Origin of the sequence: Sphingobacterium sp. ML3W, assembly GCF_029542085.1 — a bacterium.
Taxonomy (GTDB): domain Bacteria; phylum Bacteroidota; class Bacteroidia; order Sphingobacteriales; family Sphingobacteriaceae; genus Sphingobacterium.
This window is the reverse complement of record NZ_CP107036.1, coordinates 1,936,040-1,953,211: the sequence shown is the minus strand read 5'-3', so window position 1 is coordinate 1,953,211 and position 17,172 is coordinate 1,936,040. Positions and strand designations below refer to the sequence as shown.

16 protein-coding genes and 1 pseudogene are annotated in these 17,172 nt (G+C 37.4%); 4 read left to right on the top strand and 13 right to left on the bottom strand.

Going from position 1 to position 17,172, the window contains the following annotated elements; translation table 11 throughout:
• The first annotated feature begins 16 nt into the window (after positions 1–16).
• A complete protein-coding gene (locus OGI71_RS08375; protein ID WP_282254939.1) occupies positions 17–1,018 on the top strand; it encodes a YihY/virulence factor BrkB family protein in 1,002 nt (333 codons plus the stop codon).
• Here OGI71_RS08375 and OGI71_RS08370 read toward each other — a convergent pair.
• From OGI71_RS08370 to OGI71_RS08350, 5 genes are all read right to left on the bottom strand, one after another.
• On the bottom strand, positions 1,015–1,728 hold the full coding sequence (locus OGI71_RS08370) for a hypothetical protein (RefSeq protein WP_282254938.1): 714 nt from the start codon (positions 1,726–1,728) through the stop codon (positions 1,015–1,017). The genes OGI71_RS08375 and OGI71_RS08370 overlap by 4 nt on opposite strands.
• Before the next feature lie 125 nt (positions 1,729–1,853).
• Positions 1,854–2,792: a 1-phosphofructokinase family hexose kinase gene (locus OGI71_RS08365; RefSeq protein ID WP_282254936.1), complete on the bottom strand. Its 939-nt coding sequence runs from the start codon at positions 2,790–2,792 to the stop codon at positions 1,854–1,856.
• Positions 2,793–3,214: 422 nt separating this feature from the next.
• Entirely contained in the window at positions 3,215–3,847 is a 633-nt protein-coding gene (locus OGI71_RS08360; RefSeq protein ID WP_282254935.1) for a response regulator transcription factor, read from the bottom strand.
• Positions 3,837–5,789 carry an ATP-binding protein gene (locus OGI71_RS08355; RefSeq protein ID WP_282254934.1) on the bottom strand — a complete coding sequence of 651 codons (1,953 nt, stop codon included), beginning with the start codon at positions 5,787–5,789 and terminating at the stop codon, positions 3,837–3,839. The genes OGI71_RS08360 and OGI71_RS08355 overlap by 11 nt, the downstream gene beginning before the upstream one ends.
• Positions 5,790–6,045: 256 nt before the next feature.
• Entirely contained in the window at positions 6,046–7,170 is a 1,125-nt protein-coding gene (locus OGI71_RS08350) for an acyltransferase (RefSeq protein ID WP_282254933.1), read from the bottom strand.
• 439 nt (positions 7,171–7,609) lie between these two features.
• Here OGI71_RS08350 and OGI71_RS08345 point away from each other — a divergent pair, with 439 nt between their 5' ends.
• Complete coding sequence (locus OGI71_RS08345; protein WP_282254932.1) at positions 7,610–8,050, top strand: hypothetical protein; 441 nt, start codon at positions 7,610–7,612, stop codon at positions 8,048–8,050.
• 71 nt (positions 8,051–8,121) lie between these two features.
• On the opposite strand, the gene OGI71_RS08340 is transcribed toward OGI71_RS08345, so the two are convergent.
• A complete protein-coding gene (locus OGI71_RS08340; RefSeq protein ID WP_282254931.1) occupies positions 8,122–8,646 on the bottom strand; it encodes a hypothetical protein in 525 nt (174 codons plus the stop codon).
• Between the two features lie 228 nt (positions 8,647–8,874).
• On the opposite strand from OGI71_RS08340, the gene OGI71_RS08335 reads away from it, so the two are divergent.
• On the top strand, positions 8,875–9,891 hold the full coding sequence (locus tag OGI71_RS08335) for an alpha/beta hydrolase (protein WP_282254930.1): 1,017 nt from the start codon (positions 8,875–8,877) through the stop codon (positions 9,889–9,891).
• Between the two features lie 399 nt (positions 9,892–10,290).
• Here the strand turns inward: OGI71_RS08335 and OGI71_RS08330 are convergent, their stop codons facing one another.
• The 6 genes from OGI71_RS08330 to OGI71_RS08305 all read right to left on the bottom strand — a co-directional run bounded on the left by OGI71_RS08330 (position 10,291) and on the right by OGI71_RS08305 (position 15,145).
• The gene (locus OGI71_RS08330; RefSeq protein WP_282254929.1) at positions 10,291–11,691 is read right to left on the bottom strand and encodes a TolC family protein; all 1,401 of its coding nucleotides are present in this window, start codon (positions 11,689–11,691) and stop codon (positions 10,291–10,293) included.
• 1 nt (position 11,692) lies between these two features.
• Positions 11,693–12,850, bottom strand: coding sequence for a biotin/lipoyl-binding protein (locus OGI71_RS08325; protein ID WP_282254927.1), 1,158 nt, complete (start codon positions 12,848–12,850; stop codon positions 11,693–11,695).
• 40 nt (positions 12,851–12,890) lie between these two features.
• The gene (locus OGI71_RS08320; RefSeq protein ID WP_282254926.1) at positions 12,891–13,265 is read right to left on the bottom strand and encodes a DUF3302 domain-containing protein; all 375 of its coding nucleotides are present in this window, start codon (positions 13,263–13,265) and stop codon (positions 12,891–12,893) included.
• 73 nt (positions 13,266–13,338) lie between these two features.
• Complete coding sequence (locus OGI71_RS08315) at positions 13,339–13,989, bottom strand: hypothetical protein (protein ID WP_282254925.1); 651 nt, start codon at positions 13,987–13,989, stop codon at positions 13,339–13,341.
• Between the two features lie 103 nt (positions 13,990–14,092).
• Positions 14,093–14,671: a Crp/Fnr family transcriptional regulator gene (locus OGI71_RS08310; RefSeq protein WP_282254924.1), complete on the bottom strand. Its 579-nt coding sequence runs from the start codon at positions 14,669–14,671 to the stop codon at positions 14,093–14,095.
• Between the two features lie 174 nt (positions 14,672–14,845).
• Entirely contained in the window at positions 14,846–15,145 is a 300-nt protein-coding gene (locus OGI71_RS08305; protein WP_282254923.1) for a hypothetical protein, read from the bottom strand.
• Between the two features lie 588 nt (positions 15,146–15,733).
• Between OGI71_RS08305 and OGI71_RS08300 the strand changes: the two genes are divergently transcribed.
• Complete coding sequence (locus OGI71_RS08300; protein ID WP_282254922.1) at positions 15,734–16,207, top strand: hypothetical protein; 474 nt, start codon at positions 15,734–15,736, stop codon at positions 16,205–16,207.
• A gap of 185 nt (positions 16,208–16,392) precedes the next feature.
• Here OGI71_RS08300 and OGI71_RS08295 read toward each other — a convergent pair.
• A pseudogene (locus tag OGI71_RS08295) lies at positions 16,393–17,085 on the bottom strand (NAD(P)-binding domain-containing protein); the annotation flags it as partial.
• Positions 17,086–17,172 lie beyond the last annotated feature (87 nt).

Here is a 17,172-nt window from a genome sequence, read left to right as displayed (position 1 = left end):
GACAAAGATGATCAATATGGATATAAGGACTAAAAGTAGAAGTAAGATAAAGACCTACTGGCGAATTTTGAAGAGTTCAGTTGCCGGATTTTTGAATGAAGATTCAATGAAATATAGTGCTTCTTTATCTTACTATACTGTTTTTTCGATCGGCCCAATACTGGTTTTAATAATTGCGCTGGCAGGTATATTTTATGGTGAAGATGCCATCGAGGGGAAGGTCTTTATGGAACTGCGTGGCTTAGTAGGTTACAGTGCCGCCAAACAGATTCAGGAAGTTATTCAAAATCTCGAACTCTCGGGCAAATCCAACATGGCACTGCTAATTAGCAGCATAACTTTGATATTAGGAGCAACCAGTGTATTTGGAGATATCCAAAATTCAATCAATAAAATCTGGCATGTACGGGCCAAGCCGAAGAAGGGCTGGCTGAAATTGATTCAGGATCGCTTGTTGTCTTCTTCCTTAGTCATTGGTCTGGGATTTTTATTGGTTGTCACCTTGATTATCAATGGTGTAATCTTGGCCCTTACAGGACAATTGCAACGTTATTTTCCCGACATGACAGTGGTGCTGCTTGACGGAATCAACTTTGCGTTATCATTTGGTATTATATTCTTACTCTTTAGTATTATTTTTAAAGTACTTCCCGACGTCAATATTCAATGGCGGACAGTTCGTGCAGGGGCCCTATTTACAGCAGTTTTGTTTATTTTGGGTCGTTATCTGATCGGAATATATCTGGAACATTCAGCGACCCAGGACACCTATGGTGCTGCGGGATCATTTGTCTTGATTTTGCTTTGGGTGTATTATACTGCTGCTATCTTATATTTTGGAGCCATCTATACAAGAGAATATGCAACGGTGATGGGGATTCCGATCGAACCAGCTCAATTTGCCGTACATGTGGAGACTCAGGAAATCGAACGTGCTGGTGGTGAGATTCCTCCAGCTCCGTTGACACAGGAGGAGAAGCGGGTAGAGGCCGACCCAGTAGATGATCCCAAGACCTAGAACGCCCCCGCCTTTTCGGTATCTGTGGTATTATGTTCACGGTATAATTTTTCACCTATAGCACCTTTGTCACCCAAAGCACGTCCCTTAATAAGCCATGAACTGCCAAATAAAAAAAGTGCAATGGCCTCAAATACAAGTGTTGCATACCCAAAGAGCTTAAACGGAATCAAAGCGATACAAACGATTATACCATAGCCACAAAAACGGTAAATATTATTTTCATTCATGACACTAATCGGAATCTCTTTGTTTGGTTCTTGGCCAATAGTAAATACATTGATGGAAAGGAATGCAAACGTCAGAAAAAGTACAGCTGCAAACCCATAATGTAGTTCCTTTAAACCAACTGCAACCAGTGTGCATTGCGTGCAGCTGCTACCAATTGGATCTGTGGGTATAAAGGCAACTCCAATCGCCATAAATCCAGCAAGATTTGTGAGGATATTATCATTTTTCCAAATGACTTTATTTCCATTTCCTTTATAGCAGATTAGAAATAATCCAACGGCAGACAAAGTTCCGGTAAAAATTTCTCTCAGATTTGAAAAATAGTAATGACTGATGGATGGTTGAATGCTGGTGCCGAAAAACTTAAATAAGGACAGCAAAACCAAGATAATAGGTAGAAAGATGCCCAGATAACCGATCGCCCGCCGTAATCTTCGATATGCAAAAAGATTGTGATTCTGAATGTTTTTGATATGCATAAATACAATAAAGATTAGGTTAAAAAGTTTCTTATAGCGTTGCTCGTCCCGAATGGCCGAAAACAGGTTTATTACAACTGAACAGCTATTCTAAAAATTAAACCGCGCGTATTTTAGCTACGGGCTTATAACTTTCTGACTTCGTCATATAGTCTGTCCACATCTTTCTTTTGAAAGAGGGCGGTTCCTTCGGCCATAGTGGTTGCCGATCCGCAAGCTATTCCCATACGAAGCAGTTCTTCGGTTGTGCCTTCTCTGGTCAGAACGGATACCATACCTGCAACCATACTATCTCCAGCACCAACAGTACTACGTATTTTTACAAGTGGTGGAACCATCTGAATTTTTTCTGCTGCGGTATACAGCACGGCTCCCTGAGCTCCCAGAGATACGACAACAAGGACAGCTTGGCCCTGTGCAATTATTTGCTTGGCGGCATGATCCAGATCTGTGCTAGCCAGTTCCTCTTTTCCAACAAGAGCGGCCAATTCACCCGCATTTGGTTTCAGCAAATATACGCCTTCCTCCAAAGCAACTTTAAGCGCATCTCCGGAAGTATCTACGATCACTTTGCTTCCTTTTGCTTTATATTTATTGATAAGTAATCCAATAAAGTCCGCGGGAACATCATTTGGGAGGCTACCACTGATGACGACAAAATCAGGTATTGGATTTAATTGGTCAACAATAGCCAAAATGTTTTCCTTCTCTTCCGCTGTAAAGGCTTCACCCGGAAATCCAAATCGATATTGTTGATTGGTGGTCGTATCTATCACAATAAAGTTTTCCCTTGTTTCACTGCTGATATGGATTGGTGTAATATCGAGTTCTTCTTGTTTTAACAATCCCTCCAACATATTGCCCGTTTTTCCTCCAGAGGTAAAAAGTGCGTTTGAAGATATACCAAGTCGTTTGAGCGCACGGCTTACATTAATACCACCACCACCAGCTTCATACTTTGGGGGATTGCAGCGCAGTTTCTTTTCGGGAACAATGTTTTGAACACTTGTACTTTTGTCTACCGAAGGGTTTAATGTAATGGTTAATACAGTTTTTTTCATCATATTGCTTTCATTAAACTTAGGATTTTCCCTATGCTGAATATATGTTAACATATAAAAGATAACTCCTAGTAATGTAGTGGAATATCTTTCAAACAAATACAGTCCAATTCCTTTCGTTAATGCCATGACTTCTGAAATGGATTAAAGTAGGGTATGCTATATGAAGATAACCGTTATTTGTTAATTTACATTCAATTTTTTATAAAATTATTAGGCTGCTTTCAGGAAGCTCTTTGTTTACCTTTTGGTATTTTATGATTGATATATTCATCTTCTATCACGTGGATAATGGTTAGGCTGGATTTAATATGCAATAGCTTTGTCAATCTAGATTGAGCTAAAAAGATCACTATAATTTTTGATTTAAATGATATGACAACGAATAGATAGGGAAGTAAAGTAATAATAATCAGTAAGACTTTTTACAATATATTTTCTCTGGAAACGAGGGTTAGCAAATCAGTCGTATTACTCACATTAAATTTTTGCAGAAGGTACTTGCAATAAGTGTCTATCGTTGAGTTGCTTAAAAGCAATAGGTCTGCAATTTCAGCTATTTTTTTTCCTTGAACTAGGTAGCGCAATAGTTCTCGTTCACGTCTGGTTAGGGTAGGTAGGGGACTTGGATTGTCTAAAGATCTATTTAATAGATTATCTGCTTCAGGACTTAAGACAATCTCGCCACGCATCACTTTTTCAATCGCTTCCAAGATCTCGGTAGCCTCGGTATTTTTGAGAATAAAACCGGATCCTCCTTGTTGCAGCAGTTCAACAATTGTACTTCTTTCAAGTGCGCTGCTCATTCCCAATACACGAACCACAGGGAACTTTTCTTTAACCTCCTTACAGACATCAATTCCACGTCCATCACTGAGAAACATATCCACCAAAAGCAGATCCACAGGCTTGGCCCTGATAAAATCGTTAAATAGCATAATACTCGGAAAACCGATGACTGTTGCATTGGTGATATTTCTCCTGATAATTTCTTGGATACCATCCAATACCATTGGATGATCATCTAATATGGCTATAACGAATTCTCTATCGTACATAAATCTCAATATTTACGGAGGTTCCATTTCCTGGATCACTATCAATTGACAATGTCCCTTTAAGAAAGTCAACCCGATTCTGAATATTTTTGAGACCTATACCTGTTACGTTTGACATTTGTCCTGTGTCAAATCCCTTACCATTGTCATCTACGGTGATCAAGATAGCATCTTGTTCTTGGATAAGTTGTACCAGAATATTTTTTGCCTTACCGTGTTTGATTGCATTGGTCAATAATTCTTGTACAATGCGGTAGATATGAACAGTATTATTCATGGAATGATCTGACAAACCACTGGATTGAAATTCAATCTGTACCTCGGAGCTTATCAGATCTGTACATAGGTCATGTAGTGCTGTCTCAAGCCCATTTTTCAGTAGACTTTCCGGCATCATTCCTCTTGCGGTTCTTCTGAGCTCCCCAATGGCGGAGTGAAGTTGCTCATTTGCCTTTTGGACCATCAATTCTCTATCTGCAGTTGGATCTGAAAGCTTTAGTTTTATTCCACTTAATGTTCCACCGATACCATCGTGTAAATCACGCGCGATCCGTATACGTTCGCGATCTTCGCCTTCAAGTAGCGCCTGCGATATTTTAAGTTCTTGATCCCGGCCGATTTCCTCCAAACGTTTTCTATTATTCTTTTTATTTGTCCTTAGCACATAAAAAAGAAACAACATGACCAATAAGAAAGTAAGAGCGCCAATACCCAAAACTAAATTCAGCAAAACTTGATTTTTGCTTTTTAATACGACTTCACGTTGTTCATTTTCCAATAGGGCAATACGTTTTTCTTTTTCTGCGGTTTGATAGTTGATTTCTAGATTCTGTATCTCTACTTCCATGTTTTCGTATTTCGTGCTATCAGAAATAACTGAATATCGCTTTTGAAAGGTGTAAGCAGTTTTATAATCACCATTTCTGCTGGCCATAAGCGCGACATCCTGTGCATGACTGGCGGCGACCGATTTACGGTCATCCTCTTTTGCCATGTTATATAAAGTAAATGCAGCCTGCTGAGCTGTTTTATTGTCTCCAGCTAAATAGGCAACCTCATATTGTGAATTGTAGAAATCATAGTAATTGGTTCGGCTCTTCAAATTTTTCAGCGCTTTTTCCGCTTGTGCTAGCGCCGCCCTGGATTTTTTTAAATCCTTCTTTCTGACGTAATACCAGGTCAAATAAGCGTAATAACGACAGGAATATAGGGTGGAAGTCCCCACTTGATCTAAATACAACTTGACTTTATCAAGATAGGTTTTCATAAGCACCAGATCATTCTGCCCGTATGTAATTAAAGTGCCTATGAGATAAGTACCAATTTTATGCTCTGGATCAAAATTATTTTTATTTAGAAAATCGATCCCTTTTAGAATATAGAATGTGGCTTTTTCATAATCTTCCAATTCGTTAAAGGTGGCTGCAATGTTTTCCAAGGTTACATGATAAAGCCTATTATCCTTTATCTTTTCAAATATTGGTAGATTTTCAATTAAAAGTTCAACTGCTTTTTTGAGCTGACCAATCACATGGTAATTGGCTGCCAAATTATTTTTTGCATAGGCCACAACGCGCATTTCTTCAGCAGATGTTGCACTTTTTAGGATTTGGACAACCTGATTATTGTAATACTTTGCACTATCCATATGGATCAATATGGTGTGTAGATAACCCATGATCTGGTTGCCCTTTGCCCGATACAGTGGCACCTTTGTTTTTCGGGCAAGTGCAAGCGATATATACCCATACTTGAAGGCAGAAATGCTGTCGCCACGGATAAAATATTCTCGAGCGAGCTTGTTTGATAGTGATAGCTTAGCGGTGTCAGATTTTGCTGCCGTAAATTCATTTCTTAAACTATCTATAGCACTGGTATCCTGACCATATGTTGGGGATAGCAGCAGTATAGTTAAGATAAATTGGAAAAGCAGTTTCTTCATCTGAAGTGTTTTAATAGTGTGCTTTTCAGTGATTTAAAAAGACTGATTTAGCACATCAACAAACTTATTAAGTATTCTCAATTATTCCAATACATATAAATCGTGAAATTTATCCTCCTATTTATAGGAGGGTAAAGTAAACACATCATCAGTTTTGATATTGTATTGTTTACTAAATTTAATATTAAAATTTCAACTAAAATATTTCTAAAAAATATCCTCCGTTTTATACCAGAAGTTATGTTTGGAATCTTGATTACTGAGCCCTCGAAGATCTACGATTTTTTAACCATGTGCGAATGGGTTCATCATACCATTTTAAACTTATATAGGCTAATAATATACTGGAAATTAAGATGATCAGTGCATACGGCCAGGCCTGAGCGAATGTCATCCCTTGATGATTACTGATCCAGGCGACGTAAAAATAAACGATTGGGTAGTGGACGAGGTAGAGAGGGTAGGAGATATCGCCAAAGAATTTACAAACCCTGTACTCTCTTTGTGTCTGTATTGTTCCACTGGTTCCCAGGTAAACAATAAGTGGGAAAATAATGATTATGCAGATTGATTCGTAAACTCCATTCATCCAAAGATGTTTGGCGCCACCGATACGGGGCATATATAATACAATGGCGAGCAAGAGGCTACAGTACAAAAAGGCATACTTTATTTGAGAAGGTTTGCTTACCCTAGAAAGTAATAAACCGGCAAAGAATGGATACATGGTCCGGGTAAGTCCGATACGTAGTTGTTCCATATTGAGTGTCCAACCACCACTGACATCACCATTGGGGCTTGTAATGGCCAGATGGGCGAGAGCGACGGCCGAGATCAGCACCAAAATAGCGAGGGCGGTTTTTGATAGCTTTCGAATGCCGATTGCATAAAGGATATTGGCAATATATTCAAAGAATAGCGACCAACCCACACTATTAAGAGGATGCATTTCTTGCCAGCCACGAATATCTAAAGAGAGCGGAATGGGTAATATGGTATAACCAATAAGCATCACCAGCAACATTTTCCATAAGGGAACCGTATGAATAAGTGGCCAGATAGTCGAGTCCGTAAAGTAGAACCCAATAGCGCCAAGGGTCATCCCTAAGATGACCATCGGCTGAAGCCGCTCGATTCGGCGTTTAAAAAAGGTACCGAGACTCATCTTCTGCCAACGGTCATCATAGGCATAGCCAATGACAAATCCGGACAAGAGAAAGAAAAAGTCAACAGCGAGATAACCATGGTTGACTAGGATGTCCAGATGTCCGGTTCCTAAAGGTTCAGTGAGGTGGAAGGTGACAACGATGATGGCCGCGACACCACGCAATCCATCCAGGATAGGGTAATGGGATTTTGTAGAAAGACGACTTTGGTTCATTGCTTGTTGGATATGGATTTAAGTTCGATTATCTTCAGTAACTTGCTATTTTATGAAGTTGATGAAATTAGAAAAATAACCGATCAGAATCCCGCCAAATCATATCAAATTCCCGCTGATTAGTCTCATTTTCTTGTTTGACAAGTGTCCGATTTCGTTATTTCAGAAACCCTTTTAACAGTAAGAATACTCATCAGTTCAGATAAAGATCTTACCTCTTATAAGTATTGTTAGCTCAGTAAAAAAGTTGATAAGAAGACTTTATTATCTGACTAAGATTCTAATTATGTGTATTTACCGTAATAGACAATAATGATTCTTATGCAACGAATTGTAACTGATCGCTGGCAGATATAAGATTGTAATTAGACAGGAAATAAAATGTCCTATCTTTATTCATAAACAATTTGACCTTGTATAAAAGTTTAAATTTTGAAGAATGTATAAATTAGTTGTTTTATCCTTGTTTTTGATCGGCTGCACTGAAACAAAGAACAAGACCTCAAATTCGCCTGGAGTTATGAAAGATGTCGTAATAAAATCTATTGAAGTCATCAATACAGGAGGGCAACTAGGATTTCACTCCTGTATCTTTATCGATAAAGACTCCACGCACTATCGTCAAACAGTTGCGGCTAATCCGGCTAATAATTCAGAATATCATAAGAAAACAGTTTCTCAGGATTGGGAAGACCTGACAGCTAAAATCAATTTAGCAGAATTTCGGTCTTCGGAGGAAGGTAAAAGTGTTCAGCCCGTGGATGGTATTGATACCCAGGTTATTGTCGTAAGCGATGCCGGCACCATCTCAAAGATGAATGCTTATAATAATAAGATATGGAAGAGCATTGTTGAATATGTATATCACGACAAGAAATAGGGGTAATGTACTAAAGCGGTATTCGCGTCTATTTTGAACCTGGATTGCGAGATGATGCTAATGTTCAATCATTAAATAAATAATACGAGCACAATACTTATTATAAAATAAACGCAACAAATCAGGTAAGGATAAGCCTTAATATAAAAGTCCTTTCTGTTCGGTTTTTGCGGGAACTTGGCAAAAAAATCTTCAATATCGGATTTCATGTTCATATCAGGAGACAAAAAATATTTTGTGCCAGCTTGTGTTGTGATTCTTAACATAAACGCTTTTCTCGAATTATAGTTGTAAATATTATAGGTTGTGTTATCAGGCAAATGAACTTCATTTCCTTTTTCATCTTTCAAATAAAATTGATCTTCAGATTTTACGAATAAAATTTTTTGCATGGTACTTTTCATTACAACGATTAAAAAACCAAAAACTAAACTTAATATTACGATAATTAGCTGGGTTTGATTTACTGTATATTTAACATCTATAGCTTTAATGAATATGATTGAAATCGGAAATAAAATGAATATGGTAATTAGCGATGCCCCAAAAGTATATTTACCATGGAAGGCAGATAACGTTATTTCATTTTTCTTCATGTGCGAATGGGTTAAGCCCCTAAATTATACAAAAAATATATGCCTAGGTATAAAATAATCGGTTTTTGTGACATCCACAATTGTTTTGGTCTTGTAAAATAATGGTCCTTTCAATACACTATTGCTACCGCCGCTTTAATCTTTTTTTGTTAAATTTAATAGGTGAATAATTGGATCAATCCCATACGAACTGGTTGATGATTAGTTTAATATACTGATAAGTGGCAAATGAAAATATTGAAAGGCATAATATCAAGTAGACAAATAGTTGTCATGTCATTATTGGGGATTTGCCTAATTTCTTGTCGTGATAACAAACAACAAAATCAGGGTCAATTGGAGCAAAGACCGAAGGAAAATACTTCCAAATTCTCATCTACACCTTCACAGATACCTATTTGGTCGAATAATATTCCTGATGCTGGACTGGTAACCGGGACAGAAACCTACAATGATGGAATGGTAAAAAATGTTTCCAACCCGACGATAACGATTTATCCACCTAAAGTGAAAAATACTGGGGCGGCGGTGATTGTATTTCCAGGTGGGGGATATAATAAGCTCGCTATTAGCCTTGAAGGTTCAGAGATCTGTGAATGGTTAGCGTCAATAGGTGTAACAGGCATACTTTTGAAATATCGGGTTCCTGCCTCAGGTCCTCATTATGATAAAGATTGCGATTGTGAAAAAGATCCGGTCAAACCTCTTGCGCTACAAGACGCGCAACGGACAGTGGGATTGGTACGGTCCCGAGCAAAAGAATGGCATATAGACCCAAATAAAATTGGCGTCATGGGATTCTCTGCTGGAGGACATTTAGTTGCCGAAGTTAGTACGAATTATCGAAAACGTGCTTATGCCATAATGGATGAAATTGATCGGGTAAGTTGTAAACCAAATTTCGGAATTGTCATGTATCCTGGGCACATGACTTTTCACACGAGTCGGCTTTACGAACTTAACCGGACGCTTCCTGTTGATAGTCATACGCCGCCAATGTTTTTATTACAAGCTGGGAATGATAACATAGATTCAATACAACACTCATTAGTCTATTATATCGCCTTAAAAAAGGCTGGGGTTCCTACAGAATATCATATTTATGCCGAGGGTGGACATGCATTTGGATTGCGTGAATCGGCACAAAAAATTCCTGATTGGGAAAAATTGCCTATTGCCGATTGGGAAAAATTAGTGGAACGATGGTTACAGACAATAAAAATGACCACAAATACGATTCATTAATAATATTAGATAAGAATAATGATCTTTCGTTATTTTCCTATTCATCTATACCCTTTTTAAAAAATATGCTTTCTTAAAATGAACTTCAATAAAGAACTATTCTGGTTTCTTTCTGAAGAATGTCAAAAACAACAGATAAATGCTGACTATAACAACTGTACATACCAGAATCTCGAATAGGGGCAGATCCAATAATAGTAAATTTTTCATGTGATCAATCTTTTTACCATAAAGTGTAGAAACTTGAGCTGCCAAATAAGGAGCAATATCTCGAAGATAACATGAAATAACAGATTTAAATGATGCAGATCATTAGATAAGTTATTAAATTCTTAAATCGGTGATTTATAAAAAAAGCTAATCTTTTGATTAACTTTTTTTGCTCATGCCCTGTCGTATCTAAAAATTAGCAAGTCCATTTGCTCCTAGTGCCATGTAGAGGTTGATCCTTTCAATGCGCTGTTGGAGATGGAGATCGATATTATTCATTTCCCTTTTTACCAGATCTCTTTGCTTTTGAAGCAGGATGAAACTGTTGCTGCTGCCGACATTGATCTGTTTTCTTGTTAAATCTATATTTTTCTCCAACGAAGAAATTGCCTGTTGCTGGAAAACCTCTTGTTTTTCGATTGAACCTAAATTTGCTAAGGCAGATTCTACCTCGCTGAAAGCTAGTAGGACTGATTTTGCATACTCCTCAACAGCTTGTTTTTGTTGTGAGGTTTTTATTTCTACGTTCTTTTTTAATTTTCCGCCGTTAAAAATAGGGGTTGTTAAGCCACCACCGACTTTTATCAATGGATTGGAAAACAGATTGCTGATCCCCTCAACATTTGTTTCCGCTGCTCCAAATGCAGCACTGATGTTAATGGCAGGTAACCGCGCTGCTTTTGCTTCCTGAATTTCATAGAAACTGGATTCTATTTGAAATTGCTGGGCCATAATATCGGCTCTCTTTTCCAAAACATTTAGTGGAAAATTTGTTGGGATATCCTGTTGTAAAGCCGAAAATTTCGTATTTACTTTTATCAAACCCTCTGGATATTTTCCACACAACATTTCTAAACTTCTTCTTGATTGCGAATTGGCATTTTTAATTTTCTCAAGGTAAGAGCTCAGGAGAATAGACTCGCTTTCTATATTGGACAAATCGAGCGCGTTTGCCGTTCCAACTTTATTCTGAACAGTTAAAATCCTTTTTAAGTCTTCGGTTTTTGTAATATACTCACTGATTTTTTGTTCTTGGTACTGACCTGCAATATTCAGGTAATATGCCTTAGCAATTATCCCGGCAACGGACTGTTCCAGCATTTTTTGCTGAAACGTTGCCGAAAAGTATTGGCTTACACTCGCCATTTCCGCAGATTTGTTTTTTTCCCAGAGATCAAGTTCCCAGTTGGCTTTTAGTTGCAACTTTCCAGTGTGGCTTCCACTGACAAGGTTGTTACCTGTATTTGCTAATGCATTAACACTTGGATAAAGGCTGCTTCCGGCGATATCCATAGCTAATTCAACTTGATTCAGTTTTTCTTTGGAGATGATAATATCCGCATTATGGGCAAGCCCTTCTTTGATTAACGCTTCCAACTCCGGTGTGAGGAGTTCGTTCATCCACGCATAGGAAAAAGCGGGTTGGTTCTGACCTTGTTCCTGAATCCATTTATCAGATATTTCAACATTCGCCTTTATTGCGCTCGTGTTTTTTAATTCATCAATCTTCTCAATTGTTGCATTTTTGTAACCGATACAAGAAGTCAAGTTGAATAGTAGGAGAGCCCCTATACTGATTTTCTTTATCATATTAATGTAGTTTTGGAATTAAGTAATTGATTTTGCTGCTCACGCGCACCATTACTTTCCGGATAAGATGCAACGGTTTGATATGGTCGGAATAAATGACAGCCATTCCTCTTGCACCGACAGTTAGCGGTTGCTCGTTTTCGTCCAATACAAATTTCGCAATGAGCTTTCCATCCGTTTCGGGCACTTGTCGCGCTGTTTCAGGAATTCCTGAAGTTGTGGCATTACCACCAAGCATTCCACCGGCATTGTTCATGATACCCTGACTGGTTGCATCAACCACGTATTCCAATTTTGCTTTGACTACTTTCCCTGGGGCTGTCTTTAAAGCAAGTTCGACTTCATTACCATTTTTTACCGTTTCCAACTCATTTTGAGAGAAGAAGGCGATAATAGATTGTTGTTTTTGAATCAGCACAAAAGCTGATTTAAAAGGTGCCATCATCGCCCCTTCATTCAGCTGTACATTTGGAATTAGACCATCGGTAGGCGCTAAAACTACTGTTTGGGAAAGATTCCATTTTGCTTGATCCAATTTAGCCCTTAGTTCCGCAATAGACGCATTTTCGCCGTTATGAGTCGAATGATATTTGGCTTCCAACGACGATTTTTGTGCCTGAGCAGCACTAATTCGCGATTGCAGATCCTGCGAAGTAGCGACAGCTTGTTCCAGGTCAAATCTATTGGCTGCACCAGCCGCTACGAGTTCCTGGTATTGCTTTATTCTTTTATTGCTCAAATCAAGCTGAGATTGTAAACTCAGTATATTTTTGCGGGAAGCATCAATATCCGAAGTGTAGGAGGAAACGGTAGACTTCATATTGCTGAGCTGGGCTTCCAACGATTTTATCTCTTGCTCGTATGGTACTGGATCTATCGTGAATAGTGTATCTCCTTTTTTTACCTCCTGATTTGTTTTGATATATACTTTTTTGACTTTCCCTAAGGTTTGGGTTGTAATATCGACACTGCGGTTACCGACTTTTACATCCGATGTAATGGGACAAAAATAGTTGAGACTCAATATCAGGGCAATAGACCCAAAAATAGGTAATGAGTATACTACAACTTGCGTATTGAAATTCCAAGGGATTAGTTTTAGTTTTTTGATGATAAGCCAGCAAATACCGGCATATATTCCTATTAGTAATTCTAACATAATTTTTTTGTTCTAGATGATTCTGTATTTCTTATAGAATTTATTTCTTTTCCTCAATATGTAAGCTTTCTTTACCTGAAGAAGAGTCCGATTCTCCTAAATTTGGAACAGGCACTTTATCTTTTTTATAGTCATAATTTGCCCATATCAAGGCAACTGGCCAGAGAAGACCGCCGAATATCAATGAAAGTAAACACATACTTTTTATGGCACTTAGCTGTGGATGATTTTTCTTCTCCGCTATTTTTTCAGGATAAATATGTACTTTCCAAAAAAGAAAAATTCCAGCGATAGGTAAGATAAATATGATAAGCCATGATGCTACATCCGCGATCGTGTCTTCGGCACCGCCAGTAGCGGCATGTGAAACGCTGCACAATAGCAATAAGCAAATTGTTGCTAATAATTTTTGCATGATAAGATAAATTTGGTGATAAAAATCTCGGCAATATCAATTAAGATAGAGCCGAGCATCATGAAAACATGATTTAAAACGAGTCTTTAGTTCCATATTCTTCGCGAAGTACATTTCGCAAAAGATCAACATTTTCATGGTAAATTGTAGTTTGCTGCGGGCTTAAGACTTTGTCAAATGCTTTGTCCGTTTTCTTTAGCGCTCTATGCAGTTTACGTTGTGCATTTTTTTTACCCCAGTTATTATCCGCAGAAAAGTATGTGTCCAGGTCTTTTCTTACATTTTTTACTACTGCTTGATTGATCTCAAAAATTGGATCGAGCTGATCTTGGGTTAAATCCAACATTTTGGCCATGACAATAGTCCTGAAAGTAGCTGCTCTTATTATTTTGTTTTCTTTAAAGAGTTGGAATTGTACCGGTGAAAGAATTTCCTGTACAGCTAGGTTCCTTTGTTTTAGGATCTCTGTAAAACCTTCGATGTTCTCCGCAGTGCCTATTTGTTGAGCATTGCTATTTTGGCGTAAGTTTTCTACAGCATTGGCTGCCTGAAGGTTTATTTGATAAACCTGTTCGGCTTGCGTTGTTGTCATATTTAAAAATGACATTTCTTGGGTGATGTACAGGCCAACCTTTTCCGCTTCATGAGATTGGGCATGTACCACATTAATTTCCAAAAGTGCGAATAGGCTTAAGACACCTATTCTTACAATAAATTTGTTCATTTTGTTTTCGTTTTAAATCATACTATCTGTACAAATGGCTGTTTTACAGCTTTTTTGACGAAGCAAAATTAGAACGAATACAGGCTAAAAAAGTATTCTTAAGTTAGTTTTTTGGTGGCCGTTTTTTTTGTATACGGGCTGTTAATCTGGACAAAGAGTTTGGTGTAATGCCCAAGAAATTAGCGATATGCTTGCGGTTTGTATTTTTGGTGATGTACGAACGGTTTTCTAGGAAAACCTCATAGCGGGCACTTGGAGAATCACTGCATAGCTGCTCGGTACGGATGCGTAAGGTATCAATAATAATTTTTAAGGATTTGACATAGAACTGGAAAATCCCTTTATGTTGAAAGGCCAAATCTTCAAAGATTTCTTTCGGAAATAGCAGTAACTGTGTATCCACAACAGCTTCGATGGTGTATTTTGTTTCCCGTTGGTCAGCATAATACTCAGGGATACTGGCGATAAAGGCATGATCTGCTTCCGAGGAGAAGAAAACATTATTTTCGGTACCATCATCCGAATAGAAATACCAACGTAACAAGCCCGTTGTCAGTACAAAGACAGAATCAAATCGATCATCCGTTTCCACAAGTTTGGTCTTTTTGGACAAAAATAGTGGTTTGCATATTTTGGACAATTCAAGGCGTTCTTCATCATTCAGCTGTTGAAGGGATTCCAAATGTTTTAATATTTCCGACTGGCTTAACATGATGGTTAACGTATAAGTTCAAATGTAACAAAAATCGTTTTCATTTTATTAAAAAAATGGCTTATGCAATGCAAGGAAATTGTAACTCATATCTGTTTTATGCCCGATCCTTTTTACATTTCCAGTCGATCTTTCTTCCTTATTTTAAATTTGCTCTTCAATAAAATGCCAACAAACTCCAGCAATGTCAATAATGTTGACCTCTATACCATATGGTTGTTTTATTGGTTGTCCAATTTCCGGGATGCCAAACTTGTCTGAAAGTTTTTTTGGGGTTACCTCGCTCCAAAAGGTATTCATATTTTCAATCTTAACCGCTAGCATTAAATTTTGAGCGAATGTTTCATTATCATATTGTTGTAATATGAATTTACAATTTCCATTTTGGAAACCGATAAGATTGTCCTCTTCCCATGTTATTGAAAAACCAAGCTCTTGGAACAATAGCTTTGATTTTTGAAAATCCTTGCCAGAAGGGATAAAGGTTCAAGTGATAAAAAATCCATATGAAAATATTTATTCTGTTAAAAATGAGCCGTTTGGTGGTTTTTAATTTATAGAATAAAATGGATTTTATAAAATATGATCACTAGTTTTCGTGTTTTTTCTCAACTATTTCCGTGGTACTCTTATTGCTGGCTTCAAATAGATATAAACAGTGCAAATAAATATTCCATTAAAGCGAATCGTAAACTGGGACATTCGAATATTAAATTTTAATTATCTGTAATAAGAAATAACATACATTTAAGCTGAATTTGATTGTCGATGGGGGAGAAGGGAAGCCACTATGGATATTTTTGGTTTAGAAACTCAGTTAAAAAAACAATGAATATTCAAATAGAGACTACTCTTAGGGCATAATGAAAACGTTGAAATATAAACAAAAAGGCAATGAATAATTTTTTCATAAACGAGCTACAACGCCGAAGTTTGATAATTATCGGCATAATGTTGTCGGTAAGTGTAATACTTCCTATCATTTTTTTTATTATAACTATGATGGAAACATAATCTTACGGCAGAGCAGTTTTGGGTGAAGATCGTTATAATGCAAGGGTAATTGACAGTTATCTTTACGCCCTGGGATTTTTTTGCTGTTTGCTCTTGATGGTAATTCCAGCTATTCTTTTCATTAGAAGATATACTGATAATTATCGGCAGTTTATCATTACACTTTCTGAAAAAGACATGGAAAAGCTAATAAAGAACAACAACAAAGCTCCTTTTTACGAAAAATTCATGCCACCTTATGTTGTAAAACAAGGTATGGTTCGTTTTTTTACAAACCTGCAGCAAACGACCATTGCTTTTAAGGACATAACAAGTATTCATGTGTCACAAACACATTACAGAGGGTACAGTGCAACAGTAAAAATTCAAACAGCACAGGAAACATATCGTTTTCGTTTGAGCGGAAATGTTCTTAAAGTACTAAATTTAGTAGATGAAGCCCTGCAAAGCAATCCCCAGATAACAGTAAATAAAAATTGGAATGTAGTTTAAAATACTCCTGTATATAGATCTGTTGCAGTATCGCTCTACTACACAGTGAATTGTCTATTGACTAGATCGCGCAAAGGAAAGCGGGGGAGTTACTGTTAAGAAAAGCTAATCGTAAGATTAGCTTTTCTTATTTTGCGGCTATTGATACTGGGGTGAAACGTTTTTGTGCTGATTAAGGAGCTGTTTTACCTATTTTGTGCGTTAAGGGCCTTCTTAGCTTCTTCAAGCGTTACGGTTTTGCCCAATGCACCAAATTCATGTAGATCGCCGAATACCTCGATACGGATAGATTGATTGATACCACCGATGTGTAGTGGTTCAAAACCACTATCGGTAATAAGTTCCTCTATTTGTTTATTGCTGTTTGTGCTGTCCGAGGCATAGAAAAGGACCTTTCTATTAGGTTCAGTAAACGCTACTTCTGACAAAGAATTAGCTCCCAATGTACCGAATGCTTTTACAAAATGTGTTTCTTTTGGGATCAGATCCAACAAAACTTGACCAGCAGAAACATCTTTGTCAATAATTTTTTTGAAGCCTCCATTACCGTCAGGAGCAATGGGATTGGAAACATCAATAATTATTTTTCCTTTTAATTCTGATGCATATTGGCTTAAAAAATCCTTGATTTTGTCAAAGTAGATGGTCGGAATGATTACATTGGCATCTTCTATTGCTTTAGCTATTTCTTCGGCTGTCGCTAAAATTCCCAATTCAGAAGCAAAACTTTGCGCTTTACTGATCTCGCGGGATGAAATAATAACTGGATGGTTACCTTTTACAAGATTGGATGCAATTGCTCTACCAATATTTCCTAAACCGATAATGGCGACTTTTGTTTTTTGACTTGTTGTGTTCATTACTGTATGTTTTAAATGTTGTTTGCCTTTATTGACAGTACAAAGTTGTAATAAACAATTTAGCCAAGCTTATAAGATAAGTTAAGAAATATCCTTAATATAGGT

Excerpts from the sequence above, each read along its gene's own strand:
- OGI71_RS08345 (WP_282254932.1), top strand. The coding sequence starts at position 7,610 with ATGTATAAATTAGTTGTTTTATCCTTGTTTTTGATCGGCTGCACTGAA.
- OGI71_RS08360 (WP_282254935.1), bottom strand. The coding sequence starts at position 3,847 with ATGTACGATAGAGAATTCGTTATAGCCATATTAGATGATCATCCAATG.
- OGI71_RS08370 (WP_282254938.1), bottom strand. The coding sequence starts at position 1,728 with ATGCATATCAAAAACATTCAGAATCACAATCTTTTTGCATATCGAAGA.
- OGI71_RS08355 (WP_282254934.1), bottom strand. The coding sequence starts at position 5,789 with ATGAAGAAACTGCTTTTCCAATTTATCTTAACTATACTGCTGCTATCC.
- OGI71_RS08335 (WP_282254930.1), top strand. The coding sequence starts at position 8,875 with ATGAAAATATTGAAAGGCATAATATCAAGTAGACAAATAGTTGTCATG.
- OGI71_RS08315 (WP_282254925.1), bottom strand. The coding sequence starts at position 13,989 with ATGAACAAATTTATTGTAAGAATAGGTGTCTTAAGCCTATTCGCACTT.
- OGI71_RS08375 (WP_282254939.1), top strand. The coding sequence starts at position 17 with ATGGATATAAGGACTAAAAGTAGAAGTAAGATAAAGACCTACTGGCGA.
- OGI71_RS08320 (WP_282254926.1), bottom strand. The coding sequence starts at position 13,265 with ATGCAAAAATTATTAGCAACAATTTGCTTATTGCTATTGTGCAGCGTT.
- OGI71_RS08350 (WP_282254933.1), bottom strand. The coding sequence starts at position 7,170 with ATGAACCAAAGTCGTCTTTCTACAAAATCCCATTACCCTATCCTGGAT.
- OGI71_RS08340 (WP_282254931.1), bottom strand. The coding sequence starts at position 8,646 with ATGAAGAAAAATGAAATAACGTTATCTGCCTTCCATGGTAAATATACT.
- OGI71_RS08330 (WP_282254929.1), bottom strand. The coding sequence starts at position 11,691 with ATGATAAAGAAAATCAGTATAGGGGCTCTCCTACTATTCAACTTGACT.
- OGI71_RS08325 (WP_282254927.1), bottom strand. The coding sequence starts at position 12,850 with ATGTTAGAATTACTAATAGGAATATATGCCGGTATTTGCTGGCTTATC.
- OGI71_RS08365 (WP_282254936.1), bottom strand. The coding sequence starts at position 2,792 with ATGATGAAAAAAACTGTATTAACCATTACATTAAACCCTTCGGTAGAC.